Origin of the sequence: Polaromonas sp. (assembly GCF_012927455.1) — a bacterium.
GTDB lineage: Bacteria > Pseudomonadota > Gammaproteobacteria > Burkholderiales > Burkholderiaceae_C > Polaromonas.
Genome location: NZ_JABBPE010000016.1, coordinates 88,753 through 106,897, shown reverse-complemented (window position 1 = coordinate 106,897; position 18,145 = coordinate 88,753). Strand labels below are relative to the sequence as shown.

Genomic DNA, 18,145 nt, shown 5'->3' with positions numbered 1-18,145 from the left:
TCAGGGCCCGCTTCCCGTCAATGTTTCAGGCTGGCCAGCACCCGGTCGACCATGACGCCAGCCTGTCCGAGGTTGTTCTTCGGGTCGCAAAACGACGCCAGCTGTTCGCGTGTCACATGTTTGTTGATCTCGGGGTGCGCGGCCAGCAGCTCGATCAGCGGGCGCTTTTGCTTTAGCGCCTCGCGGCAGATGTCATAGACCAGATCGTGGGCGTATTCGCGGCCAATGAAGGGGCCCAGGCCCATCATCACGGCCTCGGACATCACCAGCCCGTGCGTCATGTCGATGTTGCGGCGCATCTGCTCGGCATCCACTTCCAGCCCGCTCAAAATGAATTTGGTTTGCTTGAGCGCACCCGACATCAGGCAGAAAATCTCGGGCATGGCCACCCATTCAATTTCCCACGGGCCGGTAGAGCGTTCATGGTCGGCCACCATCGCGTCCATCAGCGAGGCGGCCAGTTGGCGCACCACCGAGATGTTGGCGTGGATGTAGAGGCAGGAGATCGGATTGCGCTTTTGCGGCATGGTCGACGACGAGCCGCGCCCGGGGGCATAGGGTTCAAACACTTCGGCAACCTCGGTCTGCATCATCAGCTTCACGTCCATGGCGATCTTGCCGAGCGAGCCGCCGACGATGGCTAAAAACGCGCCGACCTCGGCAAAGTTGTCGCGCACGGTGTGCCATGAAATCAGCGGCTGGCCCAGACCCAGCTCTTTCATCAGGCCGGCCTGGGTTTGCATCGCGCCTTTTTGCAGCGACGACAGCGTGCCCGACGCGCCGCCAAACTCACCGACCAGCACTCTGGGCTTGAGCTGCTCCAGCCGTTCACGGTGGCGCTCTATGCCCGCCAGGATGCTGGCCATCTTGTAGCCAAAAGTGATCGGCGTGGCCTGCTGCAGATTGCTGCGGCCGATGACGGGTGTGTTGCGGTGCTCAAGCGCCAGCTTGGCCAGTGCAGCGGAAATGTCTTTCAGGTCTTCTTCCACCAGCGCCAGGCCTTCACGGATTTGCAGCACGGCGGCGGTGTCGGTGATGTCCTGTGTGGTGGCCCCCCAGTGGCAGTATTCGCCGAGCTTGTCGCGGCAAGCGGCATTGATCTGGTTGACCACGGCAATGATGGGATAGCCGATCTGCTCGGTCCTGGCCTTGAGCTGGGGCCAGTCAATTTGCTGGAGATTGCAGTTCTTGACGATCTCGTCGGCGGCATCTTGCGGGATCAAGCCCAGCTCGCCCTGCACCTTGGCCAGCGCGCGCTCGATGTCGAGGTACTTGGCGGTGCGGTTTTCGTCAGACCAGACCTGGCGCATCCTGGCGTCGCTGAACATGTCGCCGAATATTCTGGAATCAATGATGCTTGCGGGCATGGTTACTCCGTTGGATGGGGTTTGATTTTTTTGAGCGTCAAGGCATGCGGGCCGCCTGGGTCAGCAGGCGCTCGGCTTTGCGGACCACCGGCAAGTCGACCATTTTTCCGTCGACCTGGATGGCGCCACTACTGGCCGCCTGCCAGGCCTGCATGACGCGCTGCGCCCAGACCAGTTCTTCGGCGCGGGGCGCCAGCGCTGCATGCACTGCGGCGACCTGGGAAGGATGAATGCACATCTTGGCGCCAAAGCCCAAGCTACGCGCATGCCCCATGTCTGCGCTCACGCGTGCGGCATCCAGCGCGGGCGTGACACCGGCCACAGGCGGCGCAAGTCCGGCCGCGCGCGAGGCGATGGCGAGTTGCGCTGCAGCATAGTCCAGCGCCAGGCTGTCGGCCGGAATGTCCAGGTCCAGCATGTAGTCGAGCGCGCCAAAGGCCAGGCGCGCCACGCCGGGCGCGGCCGCAATGGCGGGCAAGGCCAGCAGGCCGCGCGCGGTCTCGATCAGCGGCAGCACGCTCGCGCTGCTGGCCAGCTGGGCCAGCACGGCCGCCACCTGCGCGGCGGCTTCGCACTTGGGCAGCATGACGCTGCGCGACTGCACGGCATGGATCAGCGCCAGGTCTTCGCCATGCCAGGCGGTGGCCGCGTCGTTGATGCGGATCAGGACTTTTTCGCGCGCTTCGCCGGCGTGACCCATCCACTCGGCAATCGCAGCGCGTGCGGCTGCCTTGTCGGCAGGCGCTACCGCGTCTTCCAGGTCAATGATGATGCGGTCAGCGCCTGCTGCCAGCGCCTTGGCAAAGCGCTCGGGCCGGTTGCCGGGAACGAACAGGTAAGTCTGGGGTGTGGGGTCAAGCATGCTTAAACCACCTTTCCACCGCGCAGCGCGGCAATGGCGATCTTGAGTGAGACGACGGTAATGTCTTTGAGGGTTTGCATAAAAGTGTCCTGATCAGGCCAGCGTTGCGGTGGCGTCCATCGTGAGCCAGCCTTCATGGTCGCGGCCCCACAGGTGCACGGTTTTGCCGTCAGCCGAAGGCTGGCCGTGCACGGAGAAAGGGTGGATGTCAAAAGTCGGCCGCAGCGCCTTGAACTCGAAGCGCGCTACGGTCGCATCGGGCAACTGGCGGCGCAACAGGTCCATCAGCAGCGTGGCGATCAGCGGACCATGCACGACCAGGCCCGGGTAGCCTTCGACCTCGGTCACATACTTGCGGTCGTAGTGAATGCGGTGGCCATTAAAGGTCAACGCCGAGTAGCGAAACAGCAGCACGTCGTCGGGCGTGATGCGTCGTTCCCACGTTGATTCTTCGGCGGTGGCTTGTGGCGCGGGCGTGACGTCATCGGGCTGCGGCGCCGCGCGGTAAACGATGTTGTGGTGCTCTGTCAGGGCCACCTCTGCTGCGCCGTTGCGGCGGATTTCATGGCGCACTTTCACAAAGATCAGGCTGCCGGTGCGGCCCGACTTTTCCTTCACGTCGGCAATGGTGGAGGTGCGTTGCAGGCTGTCTCCAATCAACAGCGGCGTATGAAACGCAAAATCGCTGCCCGCCCACATGCGGCGCGGCAGCGGCACCGGTGGCATGAAACCGCCCCGCCTGGCGTGGCCGTCAGGCCCGATGTCGGACTGCCGGTTGATCGGCAAAAAGTACAGCCAGTGCCACAGTCTGGGCAGCGGTGTACCGGGCGGGGGTCTATCCTTGCCTGGCGTTTTCGGCCAGTCCAGTGTGGCAGCCAGTGCCGCGTACGGCGTTGCGGTAGCGATGTCGTCCACCGTCTCGCTGCGGCCAATCCAGTCTTGCAGATTCATGACAATGCTTTCGGGTTTGAGCCGCTCATTCGGCTTTGATCTTTGCGGCAGCGACTAGGCTTTTTCAGCGCAATGCTTCATTTTGAACCAGGGTGTTGAGTTGTTCGGGTGAACTGTTTTCAACTCGACGCCGCCCAGTTCCCCAAAAATATAGACAAATAGGCCTCTAGCCCATATTGCATGGGCGCAAGCAGCTATCTATTTTGTAGCAAAACAGATTGATCGGTGGCGATAAGGTCCAGCGGAAAACGTCGCCCGGCCAGGTAGTCCTGCAGACTGGCCAGCAGCAGCGGGCTGCGGTGCCGGGGAACACAGGCCCTGATTTCATCGGCGCTCATCCACACGGTGCGCACAATGCCGTGGTCCAGCGGCTGACCGGCTACATGTTCGCCCAGCTCGCCGCAAAACGTAAAGCGCAGGTAGGTCACGTCCAGCGGCTTCGCGTGGCCGGGCTGGATGCGCTCAAAACGGGAGAGATAAATGCCCACCAAGGCCGTCGGCGAGAAATGAAAAGCCGTTTCTTCCAGTGTTTCGCGCGCACAGGCCTGCTGCGGACTTTCGCCCGCGTCCAGATGGCCCGCCGGGTTGTTCAGCCGCAGGCCGTCACGGGTTTCTTCTTCGACCAGCAAAAATTTCTGCATGCCGTCGATCGTGCGTTCAATCACCGCCGCGACCGTGACGTTGGGTTTCCATCGTTTATTCATGGGCGAGATTATGCGTGGCATTGATGACATGACCTCAAGTGGCAGACGGGCTTTTAAGAACGGTGGGAAAGCCACCGGCGAAGCTCTGGCGCAAATGCTCAACCAGGCACTGGACCGCCTTGGGTACCTGTGCCGACCAAGGCCGCAAGGCGTAGATTCGATCACCGAAAAAGCCTTGCACCTGCCAGTCGGGCAACACCTGCACCAGCGCTGCGTCTTTTTGGCGGGCCGCGCGCCGCGCCGGGCCGCCCCGAGCAAGCGCAGCCCCCTCGGGGGGCAGCGCATTACACGAAGTGAAAAGCGTGGGGGCCTCGCTTGGCGGAAGACTGAAGTCGGGCAGCAGGCCGATACCCAGGCCAGCCAGCAGCGCGTCGCGCAGCACTTCGCTGTTGTTCGCTTTCAGCGAGCCGGCGATGTTTACGCCCACCCGATCGGCCGACTTGCGTTTGGTGTTGCGGGCCGAACGGACAAAAGTCCAGCTTTCCGCATGGTCGCCCAGGTAAAGCAGGCAGTCGTGCGACACCAGTTCGGACGGGTGCGCTGGCACGCCGCGCCGCAGCAGGTAGTCGGGGCTGGCGACCAGCACCGACCGGGTCTCGCACAGCACCCAGGCGACATGCGTTTCGGGCGGCGTGCTGGTATGGCGCACGGCCAAATCAAACCCTTCGCTGGCCAGATTGACGAAACGGTCGGTCAGTTCCAACTCAATATGAATATCGGGGTAGCGCTGCAGGAAGCTGGCTATTCTCGGTGCCAGATGCTGGCGTCCCAAGGCGACCGGCGCCGTCAGCCGGACCAGCCCGCGCGGGGTGCCGACCAGATCGCGCGCGGCGGTGTAGCTCTCGCTGATGCGCTCAAAAGCCGGCTGCATGCCGCTCACCATTTGCTGGCCGGCTTCTGTCAGGCCGACCGAGCGGGTTGTGCGGCGCACCAGCAGCACGCCGGCCACGCGCTCCAGCTCGCTGATGCGCATGCTGGCCGAAGCTTTGGATACGCCAAGGCGGCGGGCGGCCTCGGTAAAGCTTTTCGTGCTGGCAAGCACCGTGAGCAGATGCAGGTCAGCCACCAGCGGGGAAAGTAGGTCGGATGACATGAATAACCTTTAAAAGCTCATCTATTGTTCATTAATGTGAACAATGTAATCAGCTTTGACCGGCTTATCAAGGCGAGCGGAGCGCCCTAGACTGAGTTCACTCATTCATTCATAGGGATCCGTCATGTCTTTGTCACCCACCACCACCGCCCAAGCCACCATTGGCCACTATCTGAATGGCCGCGTCAGCGCCGCCAAGCCAGCCCGCAGCCAGGAAGTTTTCAACCCAGCCAGCGGCGCCGTGTCCGGCCATGTCGCCTTGGCCAGCGCGGCCGATGTGGACGCCGCCGTGGCATCAGCCCAGGCGGCTTTTCCGGCCTGGTCCGACACGCCGCCGATCCGCCGCGCGCGGGTCATGTTCAGGTTCCTGGAACTGCTGAACCAGAACAAGGACAAGCTGGCCCACCTGATCACCGCCGAGCACGGCAAGGTGTTTACCGATGCGCAGGGCGAGGTCTCACGCGGCATCGACATTGTCGAATTTGCCTGCGGCATCCCGCAACTGCTCAAGGGTGATTTCACCGACCAGGTCTCCACCGGCATTGACAACTGGACGCTGCGCCAGCCTCTGGGTGTCGTCGCCGGCATCACGCCCTTTAACTTCCCGGTGATGGTGCCGATGTGGATGTTTCCGGTCGCGATTGCGGCGGGCAACTGCTTTGTGCTGAAACCCAGCCCGATTGACCCAAGCGCCAGTCTGTTCATGGCCGAGCTGCTCAAGCAGGCGGGTCTGCCTGACGGCGTTTTTAGCGTGGTGCAGGGTGACAAGGAAGCGGTCGATGCCTTGCTAGTGCATCCCGATGTGAAGGCCGTGTCGTTTGTCGGCTCGACACCGATCGCTAACTACATCTACGAGACCGGCGCCCACCACGGCAAGCGCGTGCAGGCGCTGGGCGGAGCCAAGAACCATATGGTGGTCATGCCTGATGCCGATCTGGAGCAGGCGGTTGATGCGCTGATTGGCGCCGGTTACGGCTCGGCCGGCGAGCGCTGCATGGCGATTTCGATTGCCGTTCTGGTGGGCGACGTGGCCGAGCGGCTGCTGCCGATGCTGGAAGCGCGCGCCAGAACGCTGGTGATTAAGAACGGCGTCAACCTGGACGCCGAGATGGGTCCGATCGTGACGGCCGCCGCGCACCAGCGCATCACCGGCTACATCGACACCGGCGTGAAAGAGGGCGCGAAGCTGCTGGTCGATGGCCGCACCTTCACCGGTGCCAACGCTGGCGAAGGCTGCAAGGATGGGTTCTGGATGGGCGGCACGCTGTTCGACCATGTCACGCCGGACATGCGCATTTACAAGGAAGAAATTTTTGGCCCGGTGCTGGGCTGCGTGCGCGTCAAGGATTTGAAGGAAGCGGTGGACCTGATCAACGCGCATGAATTTGGCAACGGTGTGAGCTGCTTCACGCGCGACGGCCACGTGGCGCGCGAATTCGGCCGCCGCATTCAGGTCGGCATGGTTGGCATCAACGTGCCGATTCCCGTGCCCATGGCCTGGCATGGCTTCGGCGGATGGAAAAAAAGTCTCTTCGGCGATATGCACGCCTACGGCGAAGAGGGCGTGCGCTTTTACACCAAGCAAAAATCCATCATGCAGCGCTGGCCCGAAAGCATTGGCAAGGGCGCCGAGTTTGTGATGCCGACCGCCAAGTAATGCGTTCATAGCTGTGACGGGCCGCCTTGGCGGTCTGGCGCGGTCTCTGCTCTGTCCCGCGCTAGCCGCGTCAGCCGATCACACGGCGCAAGAGGCTTTTTCATGAGCCTGTGAGTCATGGGCCTGATGCGGCTAAAAACTCTCGCCTGGCTTGCGGCAAATTCCAAAAATCTCATGTAAGCTCCCAGACAGCTGAAATTTTTGTCCAGGTTTCGCATCAGCTTGCCTGCGACTTGACGTGAATCAAGCCATAAAACTAACGCACTGAGGAGAGACCCATGCTGATTGGGGTACCTGCCGAAATAACGGCCGAAGAGACACGCGTCGCGATCACGCCGGAAACGGCCAAAAAGCTCATGGCGCAAGGCCACACCATCCGCGTCCAGTCGGGCGCTGGAGTGGCGGCCAGTGTTCCGGACGAGGCTTACACCGCAGTCGGCGCCGAGATCACCGACGCAGCCGGCGCCTACAGCGCCGACATCGTGCTCAAGGTGCGTTGCCCGCTGGACAGCGAGATGGCCTATGCCAAAGCCGGCAGTGTGCTGGTCGGCATGCTTAACCCGTTTGACGCGACCGGCCTGCAGCGGCTGGCAGCAGCGCAGCTGACCGCGTTTGCGCTCGAAGCCGCGCCGCGCACCAGCCGCGCGCAAAGCATGGACGTGCTCTCATCGCAAGCCAATATTGCAGGCTACAAGGCGGTGATGATGGCCGCTGAAAAGTACCAGCGCTTCTTCCCCATGCTGATGACGGCCGCCGGCACGGTGAAGGCGGCGCGCGTGGTGATTCTGGGCGTGGGGGTGGCCGGTCTGCAGGCGATTGCCACGGCCAAGCGCTTGGGCGCGGTGATTGAAGCCAGTGACGTGCGCCCGAGCGTGAAAGAGCAGGTCGAGTCCCTGGGCGGCAAATTCATCGACGTGCCCTACGAAACCGATGAAGAACGTGAAGCGGCGATAGGCGTGGGCGGTTATGCCAAACCGATGCCGCCAAGCTGGCTGGAGCGCCAGAAGCTGGAGGTCGCCAAGCGCGTGGCGCAGGCCGACGTAGTGATCACCACCGCCCTGATTCCGGGCCGTGCGGCACCCGTGCTGGTGACCGAAGACATGGTGAAATCCATGAAGCCCGGCAGCGTGATTGTTGACCTTGCCGCTCCGCAGGGCGGCAATTGCCCGCTGACCGAACCCGGCAAGACCGTGGTGAAGTACGGCGTGACACTGATCGGCCAGACCAATGTGCCGGCGCTGGTGGCGGCCGATGCCAGCGCGCTCTACGCGCGCAACCTGCTCGATTTCCTCAAGCTGATCATCAGCAAGGACGGCGCGCTCGCCATCGATCTTGAAGATGACATCGTTGCTGCCTGCCTGATGACGCAGGGCGGCGAAGTCAAGAAGAAATAAACCATCGGATTAATCGGGCGACGCGAAGTAACGAGCGGCGCAGTCCTGACCAACAAGAGGAGAAGACCATGGATGCAGTGTCCCCCACCATCATCAATCTGATTATTTTTGTGCTGGCCATCTACGTGGGTTACCACGTGGTGTGGACGGTGACGCCGGCCTTGCACACGCCGCTGATGGCGGTGACCAATGCGATCTCGGCCATCGTGATCGTTGGCGCCATGCTGGCGGCTGCGTTGACTGAAACCACGCTGGGCCGATCAATGGGCGTGCTGGCGGTGGCGTTGGCGGCGGTTAATGTATTTGGCGGATTTTTGGTGACCCGGCGCATGTTGGAAATGTTCAAGAAAAAAGAGAAAAAGGCAGCGCCTGCGGCTGAAGGAGCTTCCAAATGAGCATGAATCTTGTCACGCTGCTGTACCTGGTCGCTAGCGTCTGTTTCATTCAGGCGCTCAAGGGCCTGAGTCATCCGACTACGTCGATACGCGGCAACCTGTTTGGCATGATCGGCATGGCGATTGCCATTTTGACAACCGCCGCGCTTATTGTTGAAATTTCGGGTGGCAAGGCGCTGGGCATGGCTTGGGTGCTGCTTGGTCTGGTGGTCGGTGGTGGCTACGGCGCGTACCGCGCCAGGACCGTCGAGATGACCAAGATGCCCGAGCTGGTGGCGTTCTTCCACAGCATGATCGGTTTGGCTGCGGTATTCATTGCCATTGCTGCAGTGGCCGAGCCATGGGCCTTTCAGATCGTGGCCAAGGGTGCGGCGATACCGGCGGGCAACCGGCTGGAACTGGCCTTGGGTTCGGTGATCGGCGCAGTCACGTTCAGCGGCTCGGTGATCGCTTTCGGAAAACTATCGGGGACCTACAAGTTCCGCTTGTTCCAGGGTGCACCGGTGCAGTTTGCCGGGCAGCACAAGCTCAATCTGATCCTCGGTTTGATTTTGATAGCCAACGTGGTGATGTACACGCTGACGGGCAGCGCAATCTTTTTCGCCATTGCGACACTGATGGCGTTTGTTATGGGCGTGCTCATCATCATCCCGATTGGAGGCGCCGACATGCCGGTGGTGGTGTCGATGCTCAACAGCTATTCGGGCTGGGCGGCAGCAGGCATCGGCTTTAGCTTGAACAACGCGATGCTGATCGTCGCCGGCTCTCTGGTGGGCTCAAGCGGTGCCATCCTCAGCTACATCATGTGCAAGGCCATGAACCGCTCGTTCTTCAACGTGATTCTGGGCGGCTTTGGGGGTGAGGCCACTACTGCTGTCGTGGGCTCGGCTGTGCAGCGCTCGGTTAAAAGCGGCAGTGCCGATGATGCGGCCTTTGTATTGGGCAACGCTGAGACTGTGGTCATCGTGCCCGGCTACGGGCTGGCTGTGGCGCGCGCCCAGCATGCCGTGAAAGAACTGGCTGCCAAACTGACTGAGAAAGGCATCATCGTCAAATATGCCATCCACCCGGTGGCCGGGCGCATGCCGGGCCATATGAATGTGTTGCTGGCCGAGGCCGAAGTGCCCTATGACCAAGTGTTCGAGATGGAAGACATCAACGGCGAATTCGGCCAGGCCGACGTCGCCATCATTTTGGGCGCCAACGACGTGGTCAATCCTGCCGCGCACGTCAAGGGCAGCGCCATCTACGGCATGCCGATTCTGGAGGCGTACAAGGCCAAGACCGTGATCGTCAACAAGCGCTCCATGGCCGCAGGCTATGCCGGGCTCGACAACGAACTCTTCTACATGGACAAGACCATGATGGTGTTTGGCGATGCCAAAAAAGTGATTGAGGACATGGCCAAGGCGATTGAGTAAAGCGCTTCGCTGCCGCACGGCGCCAGCGCGGCGACAGGTGATGGTGGGAGGTATTCCTCTGCTATTTCCCTGTTTCATAGGGAAAACGCACTAGCCATGCAGCGTGTGCGCCACCAGAATCCGTGGCATCAAGTAAATCGTATTGGAGAAGACACGCATGAATGCAGTGAGTAACGCAAAGAGCAATGCAGAGGTCATCGACCGCCCTTGGCTCAAGGCCTACCCGGCTGGCGTGCCTGCGGACATAGACGCCTCGCAGTACCCGTCGCTGGTAGCCCTGATGGAGGAGAGCTTCAAGAAGTACCGTGAGCGTGTGGCCTACAGCTTCATGGGCAAGGACATCACCTTTGGCGAGACAGACGGTCTGTCGGTCTCCTTCGGCGCCTATCTGCAGGGCCTGGGTTTGGCCAAGGGCGACCGCGTCGCCATCATGATGCCCAACATGCCGCAGTACCCGGTAGCGGTCGCCGCCATACTGCGCGCCGGTTTTGTAGTGGTCAATGTCAACCCGCTTTACACCCCGCGTGAGCTCGAGCACCAGCTCAAGGACGCGGGCGCAAAGGCGATCATCATTGTCGAGAATTTTGCCCATACGCTGGAGCAATGCCTTGCCAGTACGCCGGTCAAGCACGTGGTGCTGTGCGCCATGGGCGATCAGCTGGGGCTGGTCAAAGGGGCGCTGGTCAACTATGTGGTGCGCAGCGTCAAGAAAATGGTGCCCGCCTACAACCTGCCGGGCGCGGTCCGCTTCAACGACGCCGTGGCGCAGGGTACGCGTGGCACGCTTAAGCGCCCCGACATCCGGCCCGACGATGTGGCCGTGCTGCAATACACCGGCGGCACCACCGGTGTCTCCAAGGGTGCGGTTTTGCTGCACCGCAACGTGATAGCCAATGTGCTGCAGTCCGAAGCCTGGAATGGTCCGGCCATGGCCAGCCTGCCGGCCGGCGAGCAGCCTGTCTATGTCTGCGCGCTGCCGCTGTACCACATCTTCGCTTTCACAGTGAACATGATGCTCGGCATGCGCACCGGTGGCAAGAATATCCTGATTCCCAACCCGCGCGATCTGCCGGCTGTGCTCAAAGAGCTGGCCAAACACAAGGTGCACAGCTTCCCGGCCGTCAGCACGCTGTTCAACGGCCTGGCCAACCATCCCGACTTCAACACGGTGGATTGGTCGCACTTGAAAATCTCGCTGGGCGGCGGCATGGCGGTGCAAAGCGCCGTAGCCAAGCTGTGGCTGGAAAAAACCGGTTGTCCGATCTGCGAGGGTTACGGCCTGAGCGAGACTTCGCCGTCTGCCAGCTGCAACCCGACCAACAGCAAAGTCTTTACCGGCACTATCGGCGTGCCGATTCCTGGCACATACTTCAAGTTGCTCGACGACGAGGGACGTGAAGTGCTGCAGGGCCAGCCCGGCGAGATTGCCATCAAGGGACCGCAGGTCATGGCCGGCTACTGGCAGCGCCCCGACGAAACCGCCAAGGTCATGACGGCGGATGGCTACTTCAAATCCGGCGACATCGGGGTAGTGGATGACAACGGTTTCTTCAAGATCGTCGATCGCAAAAAAGACATGATTCTGGTCAGCGGCTTCAACGTCTATCCCAACGAGATCGAAGATGTGGTTGGCAAGATGAGCGGCGTGATGGAAGTCGCTTGCGTCGGAATGGCCGACGAGCGCTCAGGCGAAGCCGTGAAGCTGGTGGTCGTCAAGAAAAATCCGGACCTGACGGAAGCGCAGATTCGCGAGTACTGCAAGATCAATCTCACCGGCTACAAACAGCCCAAGGTGGTGGAGTTTCGCACCGATTTGCCCAAGACGCCGGTAGGCAAAATTTTGCGCCGCGAGCTGCGCGACAAGAAGTAAGCCGGGTCACCAGGTGAGTTGAGGAACAAGTTTTAAAGCCTGCAAAGGCTTTCCAGGGGCGGCGCAAGCTGCCCCTTTTTTTTGTGTCTACGTATTTAACGCAAGCGTTATAGGCAAAATCGGCGCATGCTTTTCCCCGCAATCCCTCCCGTCCAGCCAACCGCCATCCTCAGTGCCCTGCCTCAGGAGCAGCGTGGCCTGATCGAACTGCTGCAGCAGCCACGCCAGATCACGCACGCGGGCCGCGATTTCTGGCAGGGTGATCTGCATGGCCAGCCGGTGGTCCTGGCATTGTCAAGAATTGGCAAGGTCGCGGCTGCCACCACCACGGCAGCGCTGATCGAACGCTTTGGCGTCGGGCGCGTCGTCTTCACCGGAGTGGCGGGTGGCCTGGCTGAGGGGGTGCGGGTGGGCGACGTGGTGGTCGCCACCGATTTCGTGCAGCACGACCTCGATGTCTCCCCGCTGTTTCCGCGCTATGAAGTCCCTTTTTATGGCAAAACCCGATTCGACAGTGACGGCGCCTTGACGGCTTTGCTGTTCAAGGCGGCCTGTGCGGCGCTGGCGCAGCAGGGGCTGGCCGCGCATGGCTTTGCCGCAGCCCGCGTGCACCAGGGCCTGATTGCCAGCGGTGATCGCTTTGTCAGCGGCGCCGGGGAATCGCGTGCGCTGCGCGATGCGTTGACTGAAGCTGGTCATCCGGTGCTGGCCGTCGAGATGGAGTGCGCCGCTGTGGCGCAGGTCTGCCTGGACTACGCCGTGCCGTTTGCCGCCGTGCGCGTCATTTCAGACCGCGCGGACGACAGCGCCCATGTCGATTTTCCGAGCTTTATTGAACAGGTCGCCAGCCGCTATGCGCAGTTGATCATAGAGAACTTCCTGAGAATGCTATAAATTTAATAGCTGCTTGCGCCCGTGTTTATTGGGCTACAGGCATAAAGCATGGTTTTTTCGAAAAAGGCAGCCAGCTTAGCTTATTTAAGCCAGCCGCGCTTCCTGAAGTACCACATCGGCACCACGGCGCTCGCAATCATCAGCCCAAGCGCATAGGGATAGCCAAAGGTCCATTCGAGTTCGGGGAAGTAGCCTTTGAAGTTCATGCCGTAGACGCTGGCAATGAGCGTGGGCGGCAGCAAGGCAACGCTGGCCACTGAAAATATTTTGATGATCTTGTTCTGGTTGATGTTGATGAAACCGACCGTCGCGTCCATCAGGAAGTTGATCTTGTCAAACAGGAAGGCGGTGTGCGAATCGAGCGAGTCGATGTCGCGCAGAATTAGTCGTGCCTCCTCGAACTGCTCGCCGTTCAGCATTTTGCTGCGCATCATGAAGCTGACGGCGCGCCGCGTGTCCATCATGTTGCGGCGGATGCGGCCGTTCAAGTCCTCATGCCGGGCAATGGCGCCCAGTACTTCACCGGCCAGCGCATCTGTCACGTCGCCCGACAGCACCTGCGTACTGACCTTTTCGAGTTCGACATAAATGCCTTCGAGCGTGTCCGCCGAGTATTCGGCGTCGGCATCGAACAGCTTGAGCAGCACTTCTTTGGCGTCCTCGATCAGCCCTGGCGCGCGGCGCGCGCGCATGCGCAGCAGCCTGAACACCGGCACGTCTTCATCGTGAATTGAAAACAGCACGCCCTTGCTTTTCAAGTCGTCGTTGACCAGATTCAGGATGAAAGCCACTCGCACCGTGCGCGGCTCGTCTTCGTCGGCCACCAGAAAGTCCGAGCGGATGTGCAGTTCGCCGTTGTCTTCCTCGTAAAAGCGCGCCGACTCCTCAATGTCCTCGTCCATCGCGTCTTCCGGAATCGACAGGCCGTAGTACTGCTTGATCCAGCGTTTTTCTTCCAGCGTAGGGGATTCCAGATCGACCCAGATTGGCTGGAATTTGGAGAGTTCTTCCAGGGATTCGATTTCTTCCTGGAACAGCCGGCCATTGGCGAGCGTAAAAATATTGAGCATGACTGACTGCCTATCGATTCAGGGGTCGGCACCAGCCATCTGCAAGATGCCTGGTCGCAAAAAAGGGTTGAAGGTGGCATCGCTTTCAACCCCTTTAACGTCAGTCGGTGGTCAGTCGGTATGACCCTGCGTCAGTTTGCGGTGTTGAAAGCTAGCGACTGGGGCTGCTTTCCAAGGATTTCTCCGTAACAATTGATACTGTAATTATGGCATTGCGAGGCCGATTGATCTAGCGCTGCGTGTGGTTTCAATGGCCTGATGGCTGGCCGAAAAAGGCCATCAACTCGTCGCGCCGGGCATAGGCATCGTGCTCGCCGAGAGCCATCAGCGCCCTGATAAATCCCGCTTCAAACAGCAGGTAGCTGGCCAGCGCAGCGCCACCCGGGCTGCATTTGGCCCCCAGCGCGCCCAGCCCGGCCAGCGCGTTGTAGGCGCCCGCAGGCAACTCGCCAGCATGGCGCTGCGCCAGCGCATCGAGCGATTGCGAGGGCGCGATGGCCAGCACCTCGATGGGGCGGTAGGGCATCAGGGCGGCGATTTCGCGCGGCATCTGGCGCAGGGTCTGGGTCACCCGCTGGGCCTGCTCCACATCGGCCTGCAGCGTGTCCTGAAAGACACTGGCCAGCGCATGGCCGGCGATGGCGCCTAGCGTCGGTCGGCCGCTGCTACCCGCAGCGTTGTCACCCGCCAGGCTGGCCCGTTCGGGCTGGCCGACACCAATCACCAGCACCTTGCTGGCCCCCAGATGCAGGGCGGGCGACAACGGCGAGCTTTGACGCATGGAGCCATCGCCAAAAAATTCCCGGTGCCCGTCGACCCACAGCGGCGTGCAGGGAAACAGGAAAGGGATAGCGCTGGAGGCCATCAGGTGCTCGATCGTGATTTGCTGGAATTCGGCGCGTCGCCCTGGCCGGCTCCACAAGTCGGCTGGCCCGTCCGCCGCCATCTGGCAAAACGTCCAGTGAACGCCGCTGCTGTAACTGGAGGCTGTCACCGCCACGGCCTGCAGGGTCTGGTCCTGCAGCGCCTGCTCGATGCGGCCCAACGAAATCACCCGGTGCAAGGTGTCCACCAGCGGCGTGTTGTCGAGCAGCGCCTGCTGGGCGCGTACTTGCTGCGACAGCATCAGCGCAGCGGCAATCCGGCTTGAGCGTATCCATGCGGGCACCTTGAGCTTGTAGACATGCGCTGAGCGCAGGGTGGCCCAGAAGCTGGCCAGCTGGTCAAAGGCTGGCAGCCCCTGGCTGGCACGGCTCGCCAGGAAGGCGGCGTTGAGCGCGGCGGCCGATGTGCCAACCAGAATATTGAACGGAAAACTGCCGCGCGCACGCGCCTGCGTCCCACTGTTGGCGCCGCCCTGCAGGCCAAGCAAAGTGGCCAGCGCGTGCAGCACGCCGGCCTGGTAGGCGGTACGCGAGCCGCCGCCTCAGCACCAGAGCGGTGCGTTCAATGCCCGGCTGCGGTGGTTCCGTGGAAGAGAAAGTGGTTTCAAGCGACATGACAAGGGCTGCTGCGGCGTTCAGGCCATGATGCCGTCAGGGTGAAGTTTGCGCAACGCTTGGCCGCTGGCGCCGTGGCCGGTGGCGTGGAAAAAGTCCGAAAAATCAGTAGCCTTGAGGCGCTTTTTCCGTTTGAGCCGTGGTCCCCGCTCCGCGCGAGTCAAGGACTTTTTCAGAAGATTTCAATATTTGGCGCAGCGCAAGGTTGCAATTGCGGGGCTGAACGCGCATAGTGACTTTAAGAGCGTGTCCCCCGTCTGCTGCTTGGCCGTCACCGGTCAGACAGTATTTTCAACCCAGTTCCAGCTTTGGAAAAGGAGTGTCTCTATGAATTTGACGATCAGCGGTCACCATCTTGAAGTTACACCCGCGCTGCGCGGTTATGTGACCAGCAAGCTGGATCGAATTACCCGGCATTTTGACCAGGTAGTGGATGTAAAAGTTCTTTTGACAGTGGACAACATGAAGGAAAAAGACGGACGACAGCGGGCTGAGTGCAATGTGCGCGTCAAGGGCCGCGACTTGTTTGCCGAAAGTTCTCACGCCGATCTGTATGCCGCAGTCGATGAATTGACCGACAAGCTGGACCGCCAGGTAGGGCGCTACAAGACCAAATCCAAGGACCATCATCATGTGACGGCCAAGCGGCTGGAAAGCTAGCCTGGCGCGTTCGCTGTCCAAGCGGATTTCGGCCAGTGCTGACCGCATTTCCACCCATTTCGCCCGCCCTGTTTTTGCGTTGTTGAGTGGCTTGATGCGCGCCCCAAGAAGCCGCCTGCGGACAGGCGGCTTTTTTTCGCCTGTTTTTCCGCCAACTCGTTGTAACGTGCATAATCCTGCGATTAAAAGATTGTTATGAACCGTCTTTCGCAAATTTTGCCCCCCTCCCATGTGCTGGTCAGCGTTGAAGCGACCAGCAAGAAGCGCGCTTTTGAAGAAGCCGGCCTGTTGTTTGAAAACCAGCACGGGTTAAACCGTGCCCTGATCACCGACAGCCTGTTTGCCCGAGAGCGCCTCGGCTCGACCGGGCTGGGTCACGGCGTGGCCATTCCGCATGGCCGCATCAAGGGCCTGAAAGCGCCTATGGCGGCGGTCTTTCAGCTGCAGAACCCGATTGGTTTTGATGCGCCGGATGAGCAGGCGGTGGCCTTGCTGATTTTTTTGCTGGTGCCGGAGGCCGCCACGCAGAAACATCTCGAAATCCTCTCTGAAATTGCCGAGCTGCTCAGCGACAGTGCGTTGCGCGAGCAGCTCAAATCCAGCACCGATGCCGTGGTGCTGCATCGGCTGATTGCTTCCTGGCGATCAGTGCACGAAGTCAGTCCTTGAACGCGCCGGTTTATTGGAGGGGCAGGGCGGCATGAAACCCACCGTTGTCAGCGCCGACGTCCTGTTTGAAGACCACCGTGCCACGCTGAAGTGGGAATGGGTGGCCGGCCTGGGCGCCTCGGAGCGGCGCTTTGACGAAGTGGCCGTGCGCGCCGCGCGCTCCGGCGCCGATCTGGTCGGTTACCTCAATTACATCCACCCCTACCGCGTGCAGATTCTGGGCGAGCGTGAGGTCGCCTACCTGACCAATGGCAGCGCCGAAGACTGCGCTCGGCGCATCTCACGCATCGTGACGCTAGAGCCGCCGGTGCTGGTCGTGGCCGACGGCCAGGCCGCCCCGGATACGCTGCTGTCGATGTGCGAGCGCGCGCAGATGCCGATGTTTGCCACGCCGGAATCGGCCGCTTTTGTGATTGACGTGCTGCGCGCCTATCTCTCCAAGCATTTCGCCGACCGCACCTCGATGCATGGCGTGTTCATGGACATTTTGGGCATGGGCGTGCTGATTACCGGTGAGTCGGGGCTGGGTAAAAGTGAGCTGGGGCTGGAGCTGATCTCGCGCGGTCACGGCCTGGTGGCCGACGACGCGGTAGACCTGGACCGCATCAACCAGACGACGATCGAGGGGCGTTGTCCCGAATTGCTGCAAAACCTGCTCGAAGTGCGCGGTATCGGCCTGCTCGACATCAAGGCGATTTTTGGCGAGACGGCGGTGCGCCGCAAGATGCGCCTCAAGATGATCGTGCATTTGGTACGCCGGGAAACGCTGGAGCGCCATTACGAACGCATCCCCTACGAGCCGCTGACGCAGGACTTGCTGGGCATTCCCGTGCGCAAGGTCATCATCCAGGTCGAGGCTGGCCGCAACATCGCCGTGCTGGTCGAGGCAGCCGTGCGCAATGCCATCTTGCAACTGCGCGGCATCAACACCTACCAGGAGTTTGTCGAGCGCCACCGCAAGGCGATGGAGCGCGACGACTGAGTTTCTGAATTGCGGTTTTGCTATTAAATTAATAGCTTATAACGCCCGTTTTCATTGGGCTAGAAGGACTTTTAACCCCCAAAATATCAGAGATGATGGTGCCGGCCCGGTGCGCTGCCGCGGTTGGGGCAGTTCTCTTTGGTGCAGTTGGCGTAAATCGCCAGTGAATGGTCTGCGATGGTAAAGCCCTTGGCCTTGGCCACCGCCTGCTGGCGGTTTTCGATCTCGGCGTCGAAAAACTCCTCGACCTTGCCGCAGTCCAGGCAAACCAGGTGGTCGTGGTGCTGACCTTCGTTGATCTCGTATACCGCCTTGCCCGACTCGAAATTGCTGCGGTTGAGCAGACCGGCCTGCTCGAATTGGGTCAACACCCGGTAAACCGTGGCCAGACCGATATCGGAGCGGTCCTCCAGCAGCACTCGGAATACGTCTTCCGCCGTCATGTGGCGCTGTTTGCCGGCCTGAAAAATCTCAAGAATTTTCAGCCGCGGTAAGGTCGCCTTGAGGCCGGTGTTTTTCAACTCTTCAATGTTGCTCATGAAAAACTCTCTGGGTGAAACGGTGCGCGAAACGGTGGATGAGGCGCGGCGTGGGCGCCTGCTGCGGGGCTGCGGCCAGCAGACCCCAGCCGTTACAATGATTGATCATATCGCTACA

The 18,145-nt window shown here is 60.9% G+C and carries 17 protein-coding genes; 9 read left to right on the top strand and 8 right to left on the bottom strand.

Annotation, left to right across the window (positions count from 1 at the left end; all coding sequences use genetic code 11):
* Nucleotides 1–17: 17 nt before the first annotated feature.
* From HHJ18_RS15565 to HHJ18_RS15545, 5 genes are all read right to left on the bottom strand, one after another.
* On the bottom strand, nt 18–1,367 hold the full coding sequence (locus HHJ18_RS15565; RefSeq protein WP_296916765.1) for an adenylosuccinate lyase family protein: 1,350 nt from the start codon (nt 1,365–1,367) through the stop codon (nt 18–20).
* A gap of 37 nt (nt 1,368–1,404) precedes the next feature.
* Nucleotides 1,405–2,229, bottom strand: coding sequence for a CoA ester lyase (locus HHJ18_RS15560; protein WP_296916764.1), 825 nt, complete (start codon nt 2,227–2,229; stop codon nt 1,405–1,407).
* A 93-nt stretch (nt 2,230–2,322) separates the two neighbouring features.
* A complete protein-coding gene (locus tag HHJ18_RS15555; protein ID WP_296916763.1) occupies nt 2,323–3,180 on the bottom strand; it encodes a MaoC family dehydratase N-terminal domain-containing protein in 858 nt (285 codons plus the stop codon).
* A 194-nt stretch (nt 3,181–3,374) separates the two neighbouring features.
* A complete protein-coding gene (locus HHJ18_RS15550) occupies nt 3,375–3,884 on the bottom strand; it encodes an NUDIX hydrolase (protein WP_296916762.1) in 510 nt (169 codons plus the stop codon).
* A gap of 34 nt (nt 3,885–3,918) precedes the next feature.
* Entirely contained in the window at nt 3,919–4,977 is a 1,059-nt protein-coding gene (locus HHJ18_RS15545; protein WP_296916761.1) for a LysR family transcriptional regulator, read from the bottom strand.
* A gap of 124 nt (nt 4,978–5,101) precedes the next feature.
* Here HHJ18_RS15545 and HHJ18_RS15540 point away from each other — a divergent pair, with 124 nt between their 5' ends.
* The 6 genes from HHJ18_RS15540 to HHJ18_RS15515 all read left to right on the top strand — a co-directional run bounded on the left by HHJ18_RS15540 (nt 5,102) and on the right by HHJ18_RS15515 (nt 12,608).
* The gene (locus tag HHJ18_RS15540) at nt 5,102–6,634 is read left to right on the top strand and encodes a CoA-acylating methylmalonate-semialdehyde dehydrogenase (RefSeq protein ID WP_296916760.1); all 1,533 of its coding nucleotides are present in this window, start codon (nt 5,102–5,104) and stop codon (nt 6,632–6,634) included.
* Between the two features lie 278 nt (nt 6,635–6,912).
* Nucleotides 6,913–8,028, top strand: coding sequence for a Re/Si-specific NAD(P)(+) transhydrogenase subunit alpha (locus tag HHJ18_RS15535; protein ID WP_296916759.1), 1,116 nt, complete (start codon nt 6,913–6,915; stop codon nt 8,026–8,028).
* Between the two features lie 68 nt (nt 8,029–8,096).
* Nucleotides 8,097–8,423 (top strand): NAD(P) transhydrogenase subunit alpha, encoded by a 327-nt coding sequence (locus HHJ18_RS15530; protein ID WP_296916758.1) that lies wholly within the window; start codon nt 8,097–8,099, stop codon nt 8,421–8,423.
* A complete protein-coding gene (locus tag HHJ18_RS15525) occupies nt 8,420–9,844 on the top strand; it encodes an NAD(P)(+) transhydrogenase (Re/Si-specific) subunit beta (protein ID WP_296916757.1) in 1,425 nt (474 codons plus the stop codon). The genes HHJ18_RS15530 and HHJ18_RS15525 overlap by 4 nt, the downstream gene beginning before the upstream one ends.
* 157 nt (nt 9,845–10,001) lie before the next feature.
* Nucleotides 10,002–11,714 carry a long-chain-fatty-acid--CoA ligase gene (locus tag HHJ18_RS15520; protein WP_296916756.1) on the top strand — a complete coding sequence of 571 codons (1,713 nt, stop codon included), beginning with the start codon at nt 10,002–10,004 and terminating at the stop codon, nt 11,712–11,714.
* A 126-nt stretch (nt 11,715–11,840) separates the two neighbouring features.
* A complete protein-coding gene (locus tag HHJ18_RS15515) occupies nt 11,841–12,608 on the top strand; it encodes a 5'-methylthioadenosine/adenosylhomocysteine nucleosidase (protein WP_296916755.1) in 768 nt (255 codons plus the stop codon).
* An 80-nt stretch (nt 12,609–12,688) separates the two neighbouring features.
* On the opposite strand, the gene corA is transcribed toward HHJ18_RS15515, so the two are convergent.
* Complete coding sequence (gene corA, locus HHJ18_RS15510) at nt 12,689–13,678, bottom strand: magnesium/cobalt transporter CorA (protein WP_296916754.1); 990 nt, start codon at nt 13,676–13,678, stop codon at nt 12,689–12,691.
* Between the two features lie 247 nt (nt 13,679–13,925).
* A complete protein-coding gene (locus tag HHJ18_RS15505; RefSeq protein WP_366558847.1) occupies nt 13,926–15,071 on the bottom strand; it encodes a patatin-like phospholipase family protein in 1,146 nt (381 codons plus the stop codon).
* A gap of 433 nt (nt 15,072–15,504) precedes the next feature.
* Between HHJ18_RS15505 and raiA the strand changes: the two genes are divergently transcribed.
* The 3 genes from raiA (at nt 15,505) to hprK (ending at nt 17,488) form a co-directional block, all read left to right on the top strand.
* Complete coding sequence (raiA, locus tag HHJ18_RS15500; protein WP_296916753.1) at nt 15,505–15,837, top strand: ribosome-associated translation inhibitor RaiA; 333 nt, start codon at nt 15,505–15,507, stop codon at nt 15,835–15,837.
* A 195-nt stretch (nt 15,838–16,032) separates the two neighbouring features.
* A complete protein-coding gene (locus HHJ18_RS15495) occupies nt 16,033–16,506 on the top strand; it encodes a PTS sugar transporter subunit IIA (protein WP_296916752.1) in 474 nt (157 codons plus the stop codon).
* 31 nt (nt 16,507–16,537) lie between these two features.
* Nucleotides 16,538–17,488: an HPr(Ser) kinase/phosphatase gene (hprK, locus tag HHJ18_RS15490; RefSeq protein ID WP_296916751.1), complete on the top strand. Its 951-nt coding sequence runs from the start codon at nt 16,538–16,540 to the stop codon at nt 17,486–17,488.
* Between the two features lie 86 nt (nt 17,489–17,574).
* On the opposite strand, the gene fur is transcribed toward hprK, so the two are convergent.
* Nucleotides 17,575–18,027: a ferric iron uptake transcriptional regulator gene (gene fur / locus HHJ18_RS15485; protein ID WP_296916750.1), complete on the bottom strand. Its 453-nt coding sequence runs from the start codon at nt 18,025–18,027 to the stop codon at nt 17,575–17,577.
* Between the last annotated feature and the right edge of the window lie 118 nt (nt 18,028–18,145).

What these genes read in the sequence shown, in the direction of transcription:
- HHJ18_RS15565 (WP_296916765.1), bottom strand. Translation starts at nt 1,367, where the DNA reads ATGCCCGCAAGCATCATTGATTCCAGAATATTCGGCGACATGTTCAGC.
- HHJ18_RS15560 (WP_296916764.1), bottom strand. Translation starts at nt 2,229, where the DNA reads ATGCTTGACCCCACACCCCAGACTTACCTGTTCGTTCCCGGCAACCGG.
- HHJ18_RS15555 (WP_296916763.1), bottom strand. Translation starts at nt 3,180, where the DNA reads ATGAATCTGCAAGACTGGATTGGCCGCAGCGAGACGGTGGACGACATC.
- HHJ18_RS15550 (WP_296916762.1), bottom strand. Translation starts at nt 3,884, where the DNA reads ATGAATAAACGATGGAAACCCAACGTCACGGTCGCGGCGGTGATTGAA.
- HHJ18_RS15545 (WP_296916761.1), bottom strand. Translation starts at nt 4,977, where the DNA reads ATGTCATCCGACCTACTTTCCCCGCTGGTGGCTGACCTGCATCTGCTC.
- HHJ18_RS15540 (WP_296916760.1), top strand. Translation starts at nt 5,102, where the DNA reads ATGTCTTTGTCACCCACCACCACCGCCCAAGCCACCATTGGCCACTAT.
- HHJ18_RS15535 (WP_296916759.1), top strand. Translation starts at nt 6,913, where the DNA reads ATGCTGATTGGGGTACCTGCCGAAATAACGGCCGAAGAGACACGCGTC.
- HHJ18_RS15530 (WP_296916758.1), top strand. Translation starts at nt 8,097, where the DNA reads ATGGATGCAGTGTCCCCCACCATCATCAATCTGATTATTTTTGTGCTG.
- HHJ18_RS15525 (WP_296916757.1), top strand. Translation starts at nt 8,420, where the DNA reads ATGAGCATGAATCTTGTCACGCTGCTGTACCTGGTCGCTAGCGTCTGT.
- HHJ18_RS15520 (WP_296916756.1), top strand. Translation starts at nt 10,002, where the DNA reads ATGAATGCAGTGAGTAACGCAAAGAGCAATGCAGAGGTCATCGACCGC.
- HHJ18_RS15515 (WP_296916755.1), top strand. Translation starts at nt 11,841, where the DNA reads ATGCTTTTCCCCGCAATCCCTCCCGTCCAGCCAACCGCCATCCTCAGT.
- corA (WP_296916754.1), bottom strand. Translation starts at nt 13,678, where the DNA reads ATGCTCAATATTTTTACGCTCGCCAATGGCCGGCTGTTCCAGGAAGAA.
- raiA (WP_296916753.1), top strand. Translation starts at nt 15,505, where the DNA reads ATGAATTTGACGATCAGCGGTCACCATCTTGAAGTTACACCCGCGCTG.
- HHJ18_RS15495 (WP_296916752.1), top strand. Translation starts at nt 16,033, where the DNA reads ATGAACCGTCTTTCGCAAATTTTGCCCCCCTCCCATGTGCTGGTCAGC.
- hprK (WP_296916751.1), top strand. Translation starts at nt 16,538, where the DNA reads ATGAAACCCACCGTTGTCAGCGCCGACGTCCTGTTTGAAGACCACCGT.
- fur (WP_296916750.1), bottom strand. Translation starts at nt 18,027, where the DNA reads ATGAGCAACATTGAAGAGTTGAAAAACACCGGCCTCAAGGCGACCTTA.